The sequence below is a fragment of the Paraburkholderia sp. RL17-381-BIF-C genome, from assembly GCF_046026435.1.
In the GTDB taxonomy this organism is placed as follows: Bacteria; Pseudomonadota; Gammaproteobacteria; order Burkholderiales; family Burkholderiaceae; genus Paraburkholderia.
Genome location: NZ_JARESX010000026.1, coordinates 1 through 14,396, shown reverse-complemented (window position 1 = coordinate 14,396; position 14,396 = coordinate 1). Strand labels below are relative to the sequence as shown.

The following is a 14,396-nucleotide window of genomic DNA, read 5'->3' as shown; positions in this document are numbered from 1 at the left end:
CATCTTCGCCGTCTTCTGCTGCTTCTTCCTGTTTCTTCGCTGTTTCTTTACACCGCCTGAGGTTTTTACTGACTGGCCACCCGCAAGCGCGCCACTCGCGTGCGGGCCACCGAATACCAAATCATCATGACCGAACCGACCCAGCCTAACGCGGCCCAGCCTGACGCGGCCCGACCGAATGCCGTGCCCGAGGTGGACGACAACAAAATCATGACCGAGCGCCGCGAAAAGCTGCGCGAGTTGCGTGAGCAAGGCGTCGCCTATCCGAACGATTTCCGCCCTACGCATCACGCCGAAGATCTGCAGTCGCAATACGAGCACGCCGACAAGGAAGCGCTCGAAGCGAATCCGCTCGAAGTCGCGATCGCCGGCCGCATGATGCTCAAACGCGTGATGGGCAAGGCAAGCTTTGCGACGGTGCGCGACGGTTCGGGTCAGATCCAGTTCTTCATTACGCCTGCCGACGTTGGCCAGGACACGTACGACGCCTTCAAGAAGTGGGACATGGGCGACATCGTCGCGGCGCGCGGCGTGCTGTTCCGCACCAACAAGGGCGAACTGTCGGTGCGCTGCACGGAACTGCGTCTGCTGTCGAAGTCGCTGCGTCCGCTGCCCGACAAGTTCCACGGTCTGGCCGACCAGGAAATGAAGTATCGCCAGCGCTATGTCGATCTGATCGTCACGCCGGAAACGCGCAAGACGTTCGTCGCGCGCACCAAGGCGATTTCGTCGATCCGCAAGTTCATGTCGGACGCCGACTTCATGGAAGTCGAAACGCCCATGCTGCACCCGATTCCGGGCGGCGCGGCGGCCAAGCCGTTCACCACGCACCACAACGCGCTCGACATGCAGATGTTCCTGCGTATCGCGCCGGAGCTGTATCTGAAGCGCCTCGTGGTCGGCGGCTTCGAGCGTGTGTTCGAGATCAACCGTAACTTCCGCAATGAGGGCGTGTCCGTGCGCCACAATCCGGAATTCACGATGATCGAGTTCTACGCCGCGTACACCGACTACAAGTGGCTGATGGATTTCACCGAGCAGCTGATCCGCCAGGCGGCGATCGACGCGCTGGGCACGGCTACCATCACGTATCAGGGCCGCGAACTCGATCTGGCGAAACCGTTCCATCGCCTCACGATCACGCAAGCAATCCAGAAATACGCGCCGCAGTACACGAACGAGCAACTCGCCGACAGCGCGTTCCTGCGCACCGAGCTGAAGAAGTTCGGCGTGGATGCGTCGCAGCCGCAGTTCCTGAACGCGGGCGTCGGTTCGCTGCAACTGGCGCTGTTCGAAGAAACCGCCGAGTCGCAATTGTGGGAGCCGACCTACATCATCGATTACCCGATCGAGGTGTCGCCGCTCGCGCGCGCGTCGGACAAGGTTGAAGGCATTACGGAGCGTTTCGAACTGTTCATCACCGGCCGTGAAATCGCCAATGGCTTCTCGGAACTGAACGATCCGGAAGACCAGGCAGCGCGCTTCAAGAAGCAGGTCGACCAGAAAGACGCCGGCGACGAAGAAGCGATGTTCTACGACGCGGACTATATTCGCGCGCTGGAATACGGCATGCCGCCGGCCGGCGGTTGCGGCATCGGTATCGACCGCCTGGTCATGATGCTGACCGACAGCCCGAGCATCCGCGATGTGATTCTGTTCCCGCATCTGCGCCGCGAAGACTGATCGCTGCGCGGTTGAAGTTGCGGTTGAACACACCCCAAGCGCCCGGCATGAGCCGGGCGTTTTTCTTGCTGCTCCGAAGACGTGTGGCGGCTGTCAAGTTTGTAACCATCGGTAAAAACTGCCCACCCTGCCGGGCTCGGCTGTATGGGATCACCATTCGAGCACCTGCTTTCGACGCGGCGCAGTCAGGATGATTGCCCGGAAATCGTTACAAATTGAAACCCTTGCGGAATCGATTTGTCAGACACTTCGTCTCACTAAAAGTCGACTCTGCTAAAGACGGAGGCCAAAATGGACAATCCCAACACGCAACCCACCACGCAATCCCAACAGCCTACGCAACAGCGCCGGATACACCCGCTGGTCGCGACCGCTGCCGGTGCGGTGATCATCGCTAGCCTGGCCGCCACGGCGGCCGTTACGGGCCTGTTTCCGAAGGCGTCCAGCAATGGCGCGCAAAACGATCAGACTCAGGCGGCGCAAGTCGCTACGCAAGGCACACAGCCGGGCGTAGTCGATTCGGCAGCGCCCGCCAACCCGACGGCGCAGCAGGCTGCCCAACAGCAGGTGGCTCAGCAACCGCAGCCTGCACCCGCCCCCACGCCCGCCCAGCAGCAATACGCGCAGCAGCAACAGGCTCGACCGGCACCTGATTACGCCCAGCAACAGCCCGCACAACCGGCCTACTGCTCGACATGCGGCACGGTCGAAGCCATCTCGGCGGTACGTCAGGAAGGTCACGGCACCGGCATCGGCGCAGTCGGCGGCGCGGTAGCCGGCGGCGTGGTCGGCAATCAGTTCGGCAGCGGCAACGGCCGCACGGCGATGACCGTTCTCGGCGCGCTCGGCGGCGGCCTTGCCGGCAACTCGGTCGAAAAACATATCCGCAGCACCACGTCGTACTCGGTGCGCGTGCGGATGGAAAGCGGCAAGACGCGTTACTTCACCTACCATGAAGCGCCGCCGTTCCAGCAGGGTCAGCGCGTTCGTGTTGAGAACGGCACGCTCGTGGCAAGCTAGACACCCACTGAATACGTTTTCGATAGACGCAAAAAAGGCGATTCCAACGGAATCGCCTTTTTCTTTGCCGTAACCGGAGGGGCGAGCAGAACGCCGGCCGGCGCCGGAAAACTCAGTGACGCTCAGTAATCCGCGTCTTCAATCCATGCAGCCTGAATCGCCTCGAGGATCTTTTCGTTCGAACGGTTAGGATCGTCGTCGAATCCTTCCAGTTCGGTAACCCAACGGTGCAAGTCGGTGAAGCGCACCTGTTGCGGATCGATGTCCTGGTGCTTGTCAGTCAGGGCCATCGCGATGTCTTGCGTATCGGTCCACTTCATGGCTGCATCCTCCTGTTAGTGGTTTTCCTTCGCGTGATTGATCGAGTAGCGAGGGATTTCGACAACCAGATCCTGCTCGGCCGGCACCATGGCCTGGCATGACAGGCGCGAGGTCGGTTCGAGCCCCCATGCCTTGTCCAACAGATCGTCCTCGTCTTCCTCGGATGGCGTCAAGGCGGCGAAACCCTCACGCACGATCACATGGCAGGTCGTGCACGCGCACGACTTCTCGCACGCGTGCTCGATTTCAATGCCGTGCTCGAGCAGGCTGTCGCAGATGCTCTTGCCGGGCACGGCATCGATCACCGCGCCTTCCGGGCACAGTTCGACGTGAGGCAGCACAACGATTTGAGGCATACATTTTCCGTTTGGGTCTGAGGCACGGCGGCCTCAAACAGGCTCCGTACCATTTTACTGGCGACGCGAGGACTTTTTAAGTCCACGCGGCGCGATTCGAATTTTTGCAGCGGCGGACAACGCAGGCCGCCTGCCGCTGCTGCAAGGCTCGGGTCGAGCTCAGATCTCGTCGAGCTTGCGGCCGGCAAGCGCGCGGCGAATGCCCTTGTTCATGCGGCGGGCGGCGAATTCGTCGGTGCCTTCAGCGAGGGCTTTCGTGGCGGCTTCGATTGCATCCACGTCGTCGCTCTGCGCGACATTGCGCAATGCATCGAGCAGCGTGTCGAGTTCGGCGCGCTCGCTGTCGTCGAGGAGCTCCGCGTCGGCGGCGAGCGCCGCGTCGGTGGCTTCCACGAGACGCCGCGCTTCGACTTGCGCTTCGCGCAGCGCCCGTGCCCGCATGTCGACCTCGGCGGTTGAGAAGCTCTCTTCGAGCATTTTCGCGATGTCGTCGTCGGCGAGACCGTAGGACGGCTTGACTACCACCGACGCTTCCACCCCCGAGCCCTGCTCACGTGCGAACACGGACAGCAGGCCGTCGGCGTCCACCTGGTAGGTCACGCGAATGCGCGCGGCGCCCGCGGCCATCGGCGGAATGCCGCGCAGCTCGAAACGCGCGAGCGAGCGGCAGTCGCTGACGAGTTCGCGCTCGCCCTGCACGACGTGGATCGCCATGGCCGTCTGGCCGTCCTTGAAGGTCGTGAAGTCCTGCGCGCGCGCGACCGGAATCGTCGAATTGCGCGGGATGATCTTCTCGGTCAGACCGCCCATTGTCTCGACGCCGAGCGACAGCGGAATCACGTCGAGCAGGAGCCACTCGTCGCCGTCCGCGCCGCGGTTGCCCGCGAGCAGATCGGCCTGGATCGCCGCGCCGAGCGCGACCACCTGATCCGGATCGAGATTGATCAGAGGCGGCTGGCCGAAGAACGACTCGACCGCGCGTCGGATCACCGGCATGCGCGTCGCGCCGCCGACCAGCACCACGCCCTTGATGTCTTGCGTCGTGACCTTGGCGTCGCGCAGCGCCTTTTTCGTCGGGCCGAGCGTGCGCTGAACCAACGCCTGCGTGATGGCCTCGAAAGTGGCCTCAGCGATCGTCAGATCGATCCGGGTGCCGTTCGAGAGCGTGACCTGTAGCTTCGCATCCGGCGCGTCGGACAGCGCCTCCTTGGCCACACGCACGCTGTCCAGCAGCAGGCGGACGTCTTCGGGTGCGAGCGTTTGCGGCGCGATGCCCACCTGCTCCAGCACGTAGCGATACAAGGCGTGATCGAAATCGTCGCCGCCGAGTGCGGAGTCGCCGCCCGCCGCGAGCACTTCGAACACGCCTTTGGTGAGCTTGAGAATCGACAGGTCGAAGGTGCCGCCGCCCAGGTCGTACACGGCGTACAGCCCCTCGGAACCGTTATCGAGGCCGTAGGCAATCGCGGCCGCCGTCGGTTCGTTCAGCAGGCGCAGCACATTCAGGCCAGCCAGACGCGCGGCGTCTTTGGTCGCCTGACGCTGGGCTTCGTCGAAGTAAGCCGGCACCGTGATGACCGCGCCGACGAGTTCATCGCCGAGCGTGTCCTCGGCGCGCTGGCGCAGCGTCGCGAGAATTTCGGCCGACACTTCGACGGGGCTCTTCACGCCGTCCACGGTGCGGATCTGCACCATGCCGGGTGCGTCGACGAAATCGTACGGCGCGTTTTCGGCGCCTTCCACTTCCGCCTTGCCACGGCCCATGAACCGCTTGACCGAAACGATGGTGTTGCGCGGATCGCTCGCCGCCTCGGCCTTGGCCGTACGGCCGATGCGGCGGCCGCCCTTTTCCAGGTAGCGCACCACCGACGGCAGCAGCGCATGGCCGTCTTCGTCGGGCAGCACGTCGGGCACGCCGCTGCGCACGGCGGCGACGAGGGAATTGGTGGTGCCGAGATCGATGCCGACCGCCAGACGCCGCTGGTGGGGTGCCGGCGCCATGCCGGGTTCGGAGATTTGCAGTAAGGCCATCTGGGTCTTCTCGGGGCCGCTCGGCCCCGTCCTGAATTTTCGCGTTGCTGGATATAAAGCTACGGCTCGGCTGGCGAACGTGGCCGCGCTCCCGCTGCTGCGCGCGGCGCGGGCTCGCTAGGAGTCGAGCCGCTCGATCTGCGTACCGATTTCCGACGCCACCCGCTCGATGAACATCAACTGCCGCACGGCCTCGCCTGCGGCCTGATTCGCGCCGCTGTCGAGCAACGCGCCTAGCTTGTCGAAACGCATGCGCTCTTCGTCGCGCAGTTCCGTGAGCAAGGCGTCGAGCGCGTCGACGTTCTTCGCCGCGGCCGCGTCTTCGATCCCTTCGCGCCATTCCATTTGCTGCATGAGGAACGCCGGCTCCATCGCCGTATTGTTCTCCGCGCCGACGTCGATGCCACGCAGATGCAGCAGATAAGTGGCGCGCTTCAACGGATCGCGCAGCGTCTGATACGCCTCGTTGGTGCGCGTCGCCCACTGCATCGCAATGCGCTTTTGCGCGTCGCCGGCCGCCGCGAAGCGGTCCGGATGCACTTGCGCCTGGACCGTGCGGTAGGCGTGATCGAGCGCCGCCGCGTCGAGCGCGAATTGCGCCGGCAGGTCGAACAGGTCGAAGTGGCTGTCGTTCAGCGAGGCCATCGGATAGAAGAAGTCCGTTCAGGAAAGCGCACCGGAGTGCAGTCTAAAAACTCGGCTCGGTGGAGCGTGAAGGCGGCGTCGCGACGTCGCGGCGCAGGCGAATGCGCGGATCAAACTAAAAAGGCGGCCCGCGCCGCCTTTGATCCGCTGCACGCGGAAATGTCCGGAATTACACGCGGAACGATTCGCCGCAACCGCATTCGTCCTTCACGTTCGGGTTGTTGAACTTGAAGCCTTCGTTCAGCCCTTCACGTGCGAAGTCGAGCTCGGTGCCGTCGATATAGGCGAGGCTCTTCGGGTCGACAATGATCTTCACGCCGTTGCAATCGAAGACTTCGTCTTCGGGCGCGAGTTCATCCACGTACTCGAGCTTGTAAGCCAAGCCGGAGCAACCGGTGGTGCGCACGCCGACGCGCAAGCCAACGCCTTTACCGCGCCGGGTCAGATACTTCTGGACGTGCTGTGCTGCCTTTTCGGTCAACGTAATTGCCATAGCGTTTCTCATTGCGCAGTGCGTGCCGGCCGTTCGTCTGCCTTCTCACGCGCTGCTACCCTGCCTGCATCAAATATCGCTCGTGTCGGACGGTTGCGTTGAATTCGCGCCGTCCGTTTCCATTCACCTGAAACCGCGCCGCAACCGCCGCTTAAGCGTGTTGCTTCTCGTCCGCGACGACCGCTTCACCGTGACGTTGCTTGTAGTCGGCGACCGCTGCCTTGATCGCGTCTTCCGCGAGGATCGAGCAGTGGATCTTCACCGGCGGCAGCGCCAGTTCTTCGGCGATCTGCGTGTTCTTGATCGACATGGCCTGATCGAGCGTCTTGCCCTTCACCCATTCGGTGACGAGCGAGCTCGACGCGATGGCCGAACCGCAGCCATACGTCTTGAACTTCGCGTCTTCGATAATGCCGTCCGCGCCCACGCGGATCTGCAGCTTCATGACGTCGCCGCATGCGGGCGCGCCGACCATGCCGGTGCCGACCGCATCGTCGTCCTTCGCGAAGGAACCGACGTTGCGCGGGTTTTCGTAATGGTCCAGAACCTTGTCGCTATAAGCCATGATGACACTCCTTGATTCGTTTCAACCTGCAATTCGTGCAATTCGCAATTCGATAAATTCGACGTAGTCCAAACGGCGCGTCAGTGCGCTGCCCACTGGATAGTCGAAATATCGATCCCGTCCTTGTGCATTTCCCACAGCGGCGACAAGTCGCGCAGCTTCGAAATCTTGGTCTTCAGCAGGTTGATCACGTAATCGACATCCTGCTCGGTCGTGAAGCGGCCCACCGTGAAGCGGATCGAGCTGTGCGCCAGCTCGTCGTTACGGCCCAACGCGCGCAGCACGTACGACGGCTCCAGCGAAGCCGACGTACAGGCCGAGCCCGACGACACCGCCACATCTTTCACCGCCATGATCAGCGACTCGCCTTCGACGAAATTGAAGCTGATGTTCAGGTTGTGCGGCACACGCTTTTCCATGTCGCCATTCACATACACCTCTTCCATTTCCGACAGGCCGCGCAGCAGACGGTCGCGCAACATGCGGATACGTTCGTTCTCCGTCGCCATTTCTTCACGCGCGATCCGGAACGCTTCACCCATGCCGACGATCTGGTGCGTAGCCAGCGTGCCCGAGCGCATGCCGCGCTCGTGACCGCCGCCGTGCATCTGCGCTTCGATACGGATGCGCGGCTTGCGGCGCACGTACAACGCGCCGATGCCCTTCGGTCCGTACGTCTTGTGCGCCGAGAACGACATCAGGTCGACCTTCAGCTTTTGCAGGTCGATCGCGATCTTGCCGGTGGCTTGCGCGGCGTCGACGTGGAAAATAATGCCCTTTTCACGGGTGATCTCGCCGATCGCCTCGATGTCCTGAATCACGCCGATCTCGTTATTGACCGACATGACCGACACCAGAATCGTGTCCGGACGCAGCGCGGCCTTGAATTTCTCGAGGTCGATCAGGCCGTCGTCCTTGACGTCCAGATACGTGACTTCGAAGCCTTCGCGTTCGAGTTCGCGGCAGGTGTCGAGCACGGCCTTGTGCTCGGTCTTCACCGTGACGATGTGCTTACCCTTGCTCTTGTAGAAGTGCGCGGCACCCTTGATCGCCAGGTTGTCCGACTCCGTGGCACCCGAGGTCCAGATGATTTCGCGCGGGTCGGCGTTCACCAGCGCGGCGACATTCTCACGCGCTTCTTCGACTGCGCGCTCCGCGTCCCAGCCATACGAGTGGCTGCGCGATGCGGGGTTGCCGAACTGCTCGCGCAGATACGGAATCATCTTGTCCACCACGCGCGGATCGATCGGCGTCGTCGCGCTGTAGTCCATGTAGATGGGCAGATGGAGAGTGTCGTTGTTCATCAATTGCTCCGGGGACGTCATGTGCTCTGGCTTCTGGGTTTCTGATCAGGCTGCGGTTTCTGCTCGATACCGCGCCTAGGAACCGGCCATGTTGAAAACGGAATTCGGCCCTTTCGGCGCCACGCGGACAGGTTCGACCGCCGGCGCCTCGTTGCGCCTGTCGCGCAATACGGCCGGCGCGCCTTCGCGCGAACGCTGCTGGTCGACCAGATCCTTCAGGGAGACCGAATCGAGGTACTCGACCATTTTCTGGTTCAGCGTGGACCACAGTTCGTGCGTCATGCAGTGGCCGTCGTGCTGCTTGGTACCCTCGCAGGAGCCTTTGCCGCCGCACTGGGTGGCGTCGAGCGGCTCGTCGACCGCGATGATGATGTCGGCCACGGTCACGTCTTCAGAGCGGCGGGCCAGATTGTAGCCACCGCCCGGTCCGCGCACGGACTCGACGATTTCATGACGACGCAGCTTGCCAAACAGCTGCTCGAGGTACGACAGGGAGATATGTTGGCGCTGGCTGATACCCGCAAGCGTCACCGGGCCCTGCTCCTGGCGCAGTGCCAGGTCAATCATCGCCGTGACGGCGAAACGGCCTTTCGTGGTGAGTCTCATATGTAGGGGAACCGCAATTCTCGACAAGTTTTGTCAAGTATAAATACATGAGCGATTTAGTCAAGTATCCCTATCGCGATTTGGGTCATTCGCTTAATTGCGAGATAGGCTCGGCGCACTAACGCCCACGGCCGCCAAGCGCTTAAGCCAGCAAATGCGGGCGCAACGCCGCGATCAGGCCACGGCAGGCCGCTTCGCACTGATCCAGCACCTGCTCGAAACCTTCCGCGCCGCCGAAATACGGATCCACGACTTCGCGGGCGCCGCCCCAGCGGACGTCCGCCTCGGGGACGAACTCCATCAGCAGACGAATCTTGTCGTGCTGTTCCGGCGCGCAGACCTGGCGCAGGGCGGCGACGTTTTTATCGTCCATTGCGATCAGCAGATCGAAACGCTCGAAGTCCGCAGCGGCGATCTGGCGGCCGCGCAACGCGGCTAGTTCATACCCGCGCCGGCCGGCCGCGTGCTGCGCGCGCTCGTCCGGCGGCTCGCCGATGTGCCAGTCGCCCGTGCCTGCGGAATCGATCAGAATGCGCTCCGCGAGCTTCGCCTCGCTCACCAGATGGCGCATCACACCTTCCGCAGTCGGTGAACGGCAGATGTTGCCGAGGCAGACAAAGCAGATCGACACGGTTTTCATCAGAGGCTTTTCCGGCGCGCCAGCGCTTCGGCCGACGGTTAGCAAACAGGTGCCGCGATTATACAAAGCCGGCCGGAATTTCGCCGGAAGCCCGGCGCGCGGGAGTTTGGGATGGCGCGGCGCTACGCGGCGATCCCACTTGCGCCGCTGCGGTCGCGCGTACCTTGTACTTACCTTCGTGTTTACGACGCTTCCGCGAGCGGCATCGCGGTGACAGCTCGCATCGGTTTCGCCGGCAGCGCCGAGGCGGCATCGACCATGCCGTACGAGACTGCGCGAGCGAGTTCAGCCGTCAGTTGATCGGCAGCGAGCGGGGCTTGCGACGCGTGCGATGCGGTGTTTCCGCAAATGTGCAGATAGGCAGCCGCAGCGAGCGGCACAACGATGGCTAATGGCCAGTACACCGATATTGTCTTTTTCATGATGTCGTTTCTTCCGATTGTGGGCGGATGAGCTTGTAGCCCACTATGCCCAGTCCAAATCCTATAGGAATATGCAATCGGGAAAAACCCAACGCCGCGAGACAGATCGTTGCTCTCAATGAAACAGTCGATCGGCTGTTTGCGGCGCGCATCGCGGGCGCGCGGCTTGCGGCAGAAAAAGAAATCCTTACAAACGCATACAAAGCTCTTGTGACGGATGGCGATAATAGCGGTCTTATAAATACATGCCCTCGCACTGGTCTATCTTGGTCTATCTCACATGAAACGCTTCGCACCAATCGTCTGTCTCGCGGTCGCCGCTCTGCTCGGCGGCTGTGCGGTGTACCCGGACGGCACGCCGATGTACGGCAATGCCAATGGCGGATACAACGGCTATAACGCCTATGACGGGTACGACGGGTACGCCACTGGCGTGCCGGTCGTGCCGCAAACCAACGTCTACATGGGCTACGGCAACTACTCGGAACCGGGCTACTACGGCGGCCCGGGCCGTTATTACGGCCCCGGGCCCGGTTATGGCGGCTATCCCGACCACGGTCGGCCGAATAACGGCAACTATGGAAATAACGGCAACCACGGCGACAACGGCGGCTGGCATGGCCAGCCCGGTGGCGGTGGATCGCACGGCGGACCGCCGCCTCAAGGCGCGGCGGGCGGACCGCGGGGGCCGAGCGGATCGAATGCGCCGCGCCCGGGAGCCGGCGCCCCGCCACCTCCGCCGCCGCCTCAACAGGCAGGGAATGGCGGCCATGGCAACGGCAACAACGCGGCACCCGTACGCGGGGTGCCGGGCCGACAGTCCGGCCAGATGACGGACCACTGAGTCAAGCGTTCGCGTTGGAGTTCCGACGCGAACTTGCGAATCCGCCAGGCGACCGCGCTCCAATTGACGGCTATGGGAGCGCACTTGAGCCTACTCTGCGGCTTCGGCTGAGTTCATCCGAAGCGCCAGCCAGAAAGCGAGATGAGCAATCAGACAGCGCGATGCCGGAATCTACGGCTCGCGCACAATGCCGCGAGACATCGGACCTACCACACCAAGCCCCGCTTGCCCCATTCCGCTCAGCCGATATGACTACGTTGCGCGGCGTACAACTCCCTGAACGTCCGTCCGACCGGCGCGGGCATATCCCGCGTATCGGTCCAGCCCGCGCCACCTAACGGCAGCCTGGCAATCGACCGGTTCGTGCCACCCATGCGCTCCAGCACCCGCACGGCCAGCTTCGTAAAGAGCGCATAAGCATCCGGGTGCAGCGCCAGAAAACCCCACACGGCGAGCCCCACGCGTTCTTTCCAGGGGCGCAGCCGCCGCTCCACCTGCTTCTCGCGCAGCTTGCGCAACAGATCCGACAGCGGGATCCCCACCGGGCACACGCTATTGCACTCGCCACACAAGGTCGCGGCCTGCGGTAAGTCCAATGCCTTGTCGATACCGACATAGCTTGGGGTCAACACCGAACCCATCGGCCCTGGATACACCCAGCCGTACGCGTGGCCGCCCACCTTCTGGTACACCGGGCAGTGGTTCATGCACGCGCCGCAGCGGATGCACCTCAACATTTCCTGGAAGTCGCCGCCGATCAGCCCTGTGCGCCCGCCGTCGACGAGCACCACGTACATATGTTCGGGACCGTCCTGATCGCCCTCGCCGCGCGGCCCGGTCAACACGGAAAAGTAGTTCGAGGTCGCCTGCCCGGTCGCCGAGCGCGGCAGCAGACGCATGGCCGTAGCCAGATCCTCGAGCGTGGGCAATACTTTCTCGATTCCGGTCACCGCCACATGCACGCGTGGCATGACCGTGCACATGCCTTCATTGCCCTCGTTCGTGACCAGCACGACCGAGCCGGTCTCCGCCACCACGAAATTGCCGCCTGTCACACCCATGTCCGCCGTCATGAAATGCGGACGCAGAATCTCGCGCGCTTCGCGCGTCATGTCGGTGATTTCGGTCAGGCGCGGCCGGTTGTGAGTCTTTGCGAACAACTCGGCGATTTCGTCCTTATCTTTGTGGACGACCGGCGCGATGATGTGGCTCGGCGGCTCATTGTCGTTGATCTGGAGGATGTACTCGCCCAGATCCGTTTCGATGGATTGCACGCCCATTTGCCCGAGCACTTCGTTCAGGCGCATTTCTTCGGTGACCATCGACTTGGTCTTGATCACCTTCTTTACCTCGTGACGACGGGCAATGTCGCCGACGAGCCGCGCTGCCTCCTGAGTCGTCTCGGCGAACAGGACGGTCACACCACGCCGGGCCGCCTCGCGCTCGAAGGTTTCCAGCCACACGTCGAGATTGTCCAGCGCGCGATTGCGGCGCTCCTTCAGCGCGGCGCGCGTGGCCGGAAAGTCGATCTCGGTCATGGCCGAGGCACGGGCCGTGACGAATTTGGTCGACAGCTTGGTCAGGTTCTGCTGCAAGCGCTGATCGGCGAGCTTTTGACCAGCGCGCGCCTTGAATTGCATGGATTGGACTTGCATGGCGGCCTTGTGCGGAATCGGGCAAAACGCGCGTGAAAGCTGAAGCGCGAATCTGAAACGGCGGGAATGCGGCGAGCAGCGTTACACGTCGCCGGCCAGGACCTGGGCGATGTGCAGCACCTGCGTGGTGACGTCGCCGGTACGCCGCAAACGGCCTTCGATATTCAGCATGCAGCCCAGGTCGCCGAGCACCACCGTGCCGGTTTCGCTCGCCCGGATATTCGCGCATTTTTCGTCGACGATCGCCGTGGAAATATCGCCGTACTTGAGCGCGAACGTGCCGCCGAAGCCACAGCAATGCTCGCAGTCCTTCATCTCGCTCACCGTCACGCCGACCTGCGCCAACAGCGCGCGGGGCTGCGCTTTCACGCCTAATTCGCGCAACCCTGAGCAGGAATCGTGATACGTGACGCGACCCGCGAACTCACCCGGCTGCAACTGCACTTTGGCCACATTCACGAGGAAGTCGGTCAGTTCGAACACTTTGGCGCGCAGGCGACCGAAGCGGTTCATCATTTCGGGATCGTCGGCGAAAAGGTCGCCGTAATGCGCGCGGATCATGCCGCCGCACGAACCGGACGGCACCACGACGTAATCGAACTGTTCGAACTCGCGCAGCGTTTTCTCGGCCAGATCGCGCGCGATGCGCCGTTCCCCTGAGTTGTAGGCAGGCTGCCCGCAACAGGTTTGGGCAGGTGGCACCATCACCTCGAAACCCGCGGCTTCGATCAGCTTGATGACCGAAAACCCGATCTCAGGACGCATCAGGTCGATCAGGCAGGTAACGAACAATCCGACTCGCATGAGCCCTCCTTCGGGAAAACGTCCCTGATTATCCGCTGTTTGGCGCACAATACCAACGGCCGGAAGGCATAGGACACAGATCAAATCTGATTGGAATAGCGCCTCCAACCGCTTTCTTTTTTTTCACAATACGGGATACAATCAATTTCCGCTGTTTGACGCGTCAACCGATTCCTCCCCATGAGCGATACGAACCCGGATCCCAAGACTTCGATCCAGGTGATCGAACGCATGATGCGCTTGCTCGACGCCCTTGCTGCGCATAGCGACCCGGTCAGCCTGAAAGAACTCGCCATCCGCACCGAGTTGCACCCTTCCACCGCCCACCGCATCCTGAACGACATGGTGATGTGCCGGCTGGTGGACCGGTCTGACCCCGGCACTTACCGTCTGGGCATGCGCCTGCTCGAACTCGGCAATCTGGTGAAAGCCCGCCTGTCGGTACGCGACGCGGCGCTCACGCCGATGCGTGAATTGCACCGTCAGACCGGCCAGACGGTGAACCTGTCGGTACGTCAGGGCGACGAGATTGTCTATATCGAGCGTGCTTATTCCGAGCGTTCCGGCATGCAGGTGGTGCGCGCCATCGGCGGGCGGGCGCCGCTGCATCTGACGTCGGTCGGCAAGCTGTTCCTCGCCGCAGACGAATCCACGCGCGTGCGCGCCTATGCAACCCGTACCGGCCTGTCGGGCCACACGCAGAACAGCATCACCGACCTGACGAAACTGGAGCGCGAACTCTCGCACGTGCGTCAGCAAGCCTGCGCGCGTGATAACGAAGAACTGGAACTCGGTGTGCGCTGCATCGCCGCCGGCATTTACGACGACACCGGCAAACTGGTCGCCGGTCTGTCGCTGTCCGCGCCGGCAGACCGCCTGCAGGACTCCTGGCTCGGCCAACTCAGCCAGACCGCGCTGATGATCTCCGAGTCGCTCGGCTACCGGCCGCAACCGGCGCAAGACCATTCGCATAGCCATCACGCGTAAGCTGGCGCCTGACTTTCAGC

Annotated in this window: 16 protein-coding genes; 4 read left to right on the top strand and 12 right to left on the bottom strand. The window is 62.7% G+C overall.

The window, feature by feature from the left end:
• The first annotated feature begins 126 nt into the window (after nucleotides 1-126).
• Both lysS and P0D70_RS17655 read left to right on the top strand, forming a co-directional pair.
• Nucleotides 127-1,683, top strand: coding sequence for a lysine--tRNA ligase (gene lysS, locus P0D70_RS17660; RefSeq protein ID WP_408185436.1), 1,557 nt, complete (start codon nucleotides 127-129; stop codon nucleotides 1,681-1,683).
• A gap of 291 nt (nucleotides 1,684-1,974) precedes the next feature.
• Nucleotides 1,975-2,703, top strand: a complete 729-nt coding sequence (locus P0D70_RS17655) for a glycine zipper 2TM domain-containing protein (protein WP_408185435.1) — start codon at nucleotides 1,975-1,977, stop codon at nucleotides 2,701-2,703.
• 122 nt (nucleotides 2,704-2,825) lie between these two features.
• On the opposite strand, the gene iscX is transcribed toward P0D70_RS17655, so the two are convergent.
• The 10 genes from iscX to P0D70_RS17605 form a co-directional block, all read right to left on the bottom strand.
• A complete protein-coding gene (gene iscX, locus P0D70_RS17650; RefSeq protein WP_007181290.1) occupies nucleotides 2,826-3,023 on the bottom strand; it encodes a Fe-S cluster assembly protein IscX in 198 nt (65 codons plus the stop codon).
• Nucleotides 3,024-3,038: 15 nt separating this feature from the next.
• Entirely contained in the window at nucleotides 3,039-3,380 is a 342-nt protein-coding gene (gene fdx / locus P0D70_RS17645; RefSeq protein ID WP_091792893.1) for an ISC system 2Fe-2S type ferredoxin, read from the bottom strand.
• A 159-nt stretch (nucleotides 3,381-3,539) separates the two neighbouring features.
• Nucleotides 3,540-5,411: a Fe-S protein assembly chaperone HscA gene (gene hscA, locus P0D70_RS17640; protein ID WP_091792892.1), complete on the bottom strand. Its 1,872-nt coding sequence runs from the start codon at nucleotides 5,409-5,411 to the stop codon at nucleotides 3,540-3,542.
• Between the two features lie 117 nt (nucleotides 5,412-5,528).
• Nucleotides 5,529-6,056 carry a Fe-S protein assembly co-chaperone HscB gene (gene hscB / locus P0D70_RS17635; protein WP_091792891.1) on the bottom strand — a complete coding sequence of 176 codons (528 nt, stop codon included), beginning with the start codon at nucleotides 6,054-6,056 and terminating at the stop codon, nucleotides 5,529-5,531.
• 169 nt (nucleotides 6,057-6,225) lie between these two features.
• Nucleotides 6,226-6,549 (bottom strand): iron-sulfur cluster assembly protein IscA, encoded by a 324-nt coding sequence (gene iscA / locus P0D70_RS17630; protein WP_028199494.1) that lies wholly within the window; start codon nucleotides 6,547-6,549, stop codon nucleotides 6,226-6,228.
• A 151-nt stretch (nucleotides 6,550-6,700) separates the two neighbouring features.
• Nucleotides 6,701-7,114 carry a Fe-S cluster assembly scaffold IscU gene (gene iscU / locus P0D70_RS17625; RefSeq protein ID WP_007181285.1) on the bottom strand — a complete coding sequence of 138 codons (414 nt, stop codon included), beginning with the start codon at nucleotides 7,112-7,114 and terminating at the stop codon, nucleotides 6,701-6,703.
• A gap of 80 nt (nucleotides 7,115-7,194) precedes the next feature.
• Nucleotides 7,195-8,418: an IscS subfamily cysteine desulfurase gene (locus P0D70_RS17620; protein WP_091792890.1), complete on the bottom strand. Its 1,224-nt coding sequence runs from the start codon at nucleotides 8,416-8,418 to the stop codon at nucleotides 7,195-7,197.
• Between the two features lie 75 nt (nucleotides 8,419-8,493).
• On the bottom strand, nucleotides 8,494-9,024 hold the full coding sequence (gene iscR / locus P0D70_RS17615) for a Fe-S cluster assembly transcriptional regulator IscR (protein ID WP_091792889.1): 531 nt from the start codon (nucleotides 9,022-9,024) through the stop codon (nucleotides 8,494-8,496).
• A gap of 142 nt (nucleotides 9,025-9,166) precedes the next feature.
• Nucleotides 9,167-9,664, bottom strand: coding sequence for a low molecular weight protein-tyrosine-phosphatase (locus P0D70_RS17610; protein ID WP_091792888.1), 498 nt, complete (start codon nucleotides 9,662-9,664; stop codon nucleotides 9,167-9,169).
• A 182-nt stretch (nucleotides 9,665-9,846) separates the two neighbouring features.
• The gene (locus P0D70_RS17605) at nucleotides 9,847-10,086 is read right to left on the bottom strand and encodes a hypothetical protein (RefSeq protein ID WP_091792887.1); all 240 of its coding nucleotides are present in this window, start codon (nucleotides 10,084-10,086) and stop codon (nucleotides 9,847-9,849) included.
• 280 nt (nucleotides 10,087-10,366) lie between these two features.
• Here P0D70_RS17605 and P0D70_RS17600 point away from each other — a divergent pair, with 280 nt between their 5' ends.
• Nucleotides 10,367-10,930: a hypothetical protein gene (locus tag P0D70_RS17600; protein ID WP_408185434.1), complete on the top strand. Its 564-nt coding sequence runs from the start codon at nucleotides 10,367-10,369 to the stop codon at nucleotides 10,928-10,930.
• Nucleotides 10,931-11,169: 239 nt separating this feature from the next.
• Here the strand turns inward: P0D70_RS17600 and P0D70_RS17595 are convergent, their stop codons facing one another.
• Together P0D70_RS17595 and P0D70_RS17590 are read right to left on the bottom strand one after the other, a co-directional pair.
• The gene (locus P0D70_RS17595) at nucleotides 11,170-12,585 is read right to left on the bottom strand and encodes a lactate utilization protein B (protein WP_408185433.1); all 1,416 of its coding nucleotides are present in this window, start codon (nucleotides 12,583-12,585) and stop codon (nucleotides 11,170-11,172) included.
• 81 nt (nucleotides 12,586-12,666) lie between these two features.
• Nucleotides 12,667-13,389, bottom strand: coding sequence for a (Fe-S)-binding protein (locus P0D70_RS17590; RefSeq protein ID WP_408185432.1), 723 nt, complete (start codon nucleotides 13,387-13,389; stop codon nucleotides 12,667-12,669).
• A 180-nt stretch (nucleotides 13,390-13,569) separates the two neighbouring features.
• Between P0D70_RS17590 and P0D70_RS17585 the strand changes: the two genes are divergently transcribed.
• Entirely contained in the window at nucleotides 13,570-14,376 is an 807-nt protein-coding gene (locus P0D70_RS17585) for an IclR family transcriptional regulator (protein WP_091792884.1), read from the top strand.
• Nucleotides 14,377-14,396 lie beyond the last annotated feature (20 nt).

What these genes read in the sequence shown, in the direction of transcription:
- P0D70_RS17605 (WP_091792887.1), bottom strand. Translation starts at nt 10,086, where the DNA reads ATGAAAAAGACAATATCGGTGTACTGGCCATTAGCCATCGTTGTGCCG.
- P0D70_RS17655 (WP_408185435.1), top strand. Translation starts at nt 1,975, where the DNA reads ATGGACAATCCCAACACGCAACCCACCACGCAATCCCAACAGCCTACG.
- iscA (WP_028199494.1), bottom strand. Translation starts at nt 6,549, where the DNA reads ATGGCAATTACGTTGACCGAAAAGGCAGCACAGCACGTCCAGAAGTAT.
- iscU (WP_007181285.1), bottom strand. Translation starts at nt 7,114, where the DNA reads ATGGCTTATAGCGACAAGGTTCTGGACCATTACGAAAACCCGCGCAAC.
- P0D70_RS17620 (WP_091792890.1), bottom strand. Translation starts at nt 8,418, where the DNA reads ATGAACAACGACACTCTCCATCTGCCCATCTACATGGACTACAGCGCG.
- P0D70_RS17610 (WP_091792888.1), bottom strand. Translation starts at nt 9,664, where the DNA reads ATGAAAACCGTGTCGATCTGCTTTGTCTGCCTCGGCAACATCTGCCGT.
- P0D70_RS17585 (WP_091792884.1), top strand. Translation starts at nt 13,570, where the DNA reads ATGAGCGATACGAACCCGGATCCCAAGACTTCGATCCAGGTGATCGAA.
- lysS (WP_408185436.1), top strand. Translation starts at nt 127, where the DNA reads ATGACCGAACCGACCCAGCCTAACGCGGCCCAGCCTGACGCGGCCCGA.
- fdx (WP_091792893.1), bottom strand. Translation starts at nt 3,380, where the DNA reads ATGCCTCAAATCGTTGTGCTGCCTCACGTCGAACTGTGCCCGGAAGGC.
- hscA (WP_091792892.1), bottom strand. Translation starts at nt 5,411, where the DNA reads ATGGCCTTACTGCAAATCTCCGAACCCGGCATGGCGCCGGCACCCCAC.
- hscB (WP_091792891.1), bottom strand. Translation starts at nt 6,056, where the DNA reads ATGGCCTCGCTGAACGACAGCCACTTCGACCTGTTCGACCTGCCGGCG.
- iscX (WP_007181290.1), bottom strand. Translation starts at nt 3,023, where the DNA reads ATGAAGTGGACCGATACGCAAGACATCGCGATGGCCCTGACTGACAAG.
- P0D70_RS17600 (WP_408185434.1), top strand. Translation starts at nt 10,367, where the DNA reads ATGAAACGCTTCGCACCAATCGTCTGTCTCGCGGTCGCCGCTCTGCTC.
- iscR (WP_091792889.1), bottom strand. Translation starts at nt 9,024, where the DNA reads ATGAGACTCACCACGAAAGGCCGTTTCGCCGTCACGGCGATGATTGAC.
- P0D70_RS17595 (WP_408185433.1), bottom strand. Translation starts at nt 12,585, where the DNA reads ATGCAAGTCCAATCCATGCAATTCAAGGCGCGCGCTGGTCAAAAGCTC.
- P0D70_RS17590 (WP_408185432.1), bottom strand. Translation starts at nt 13,389, where the DNA reads ATGCGAGTCGGATTGTTCGTTACCTGCCTGATCGACCTGATGCGTCCT.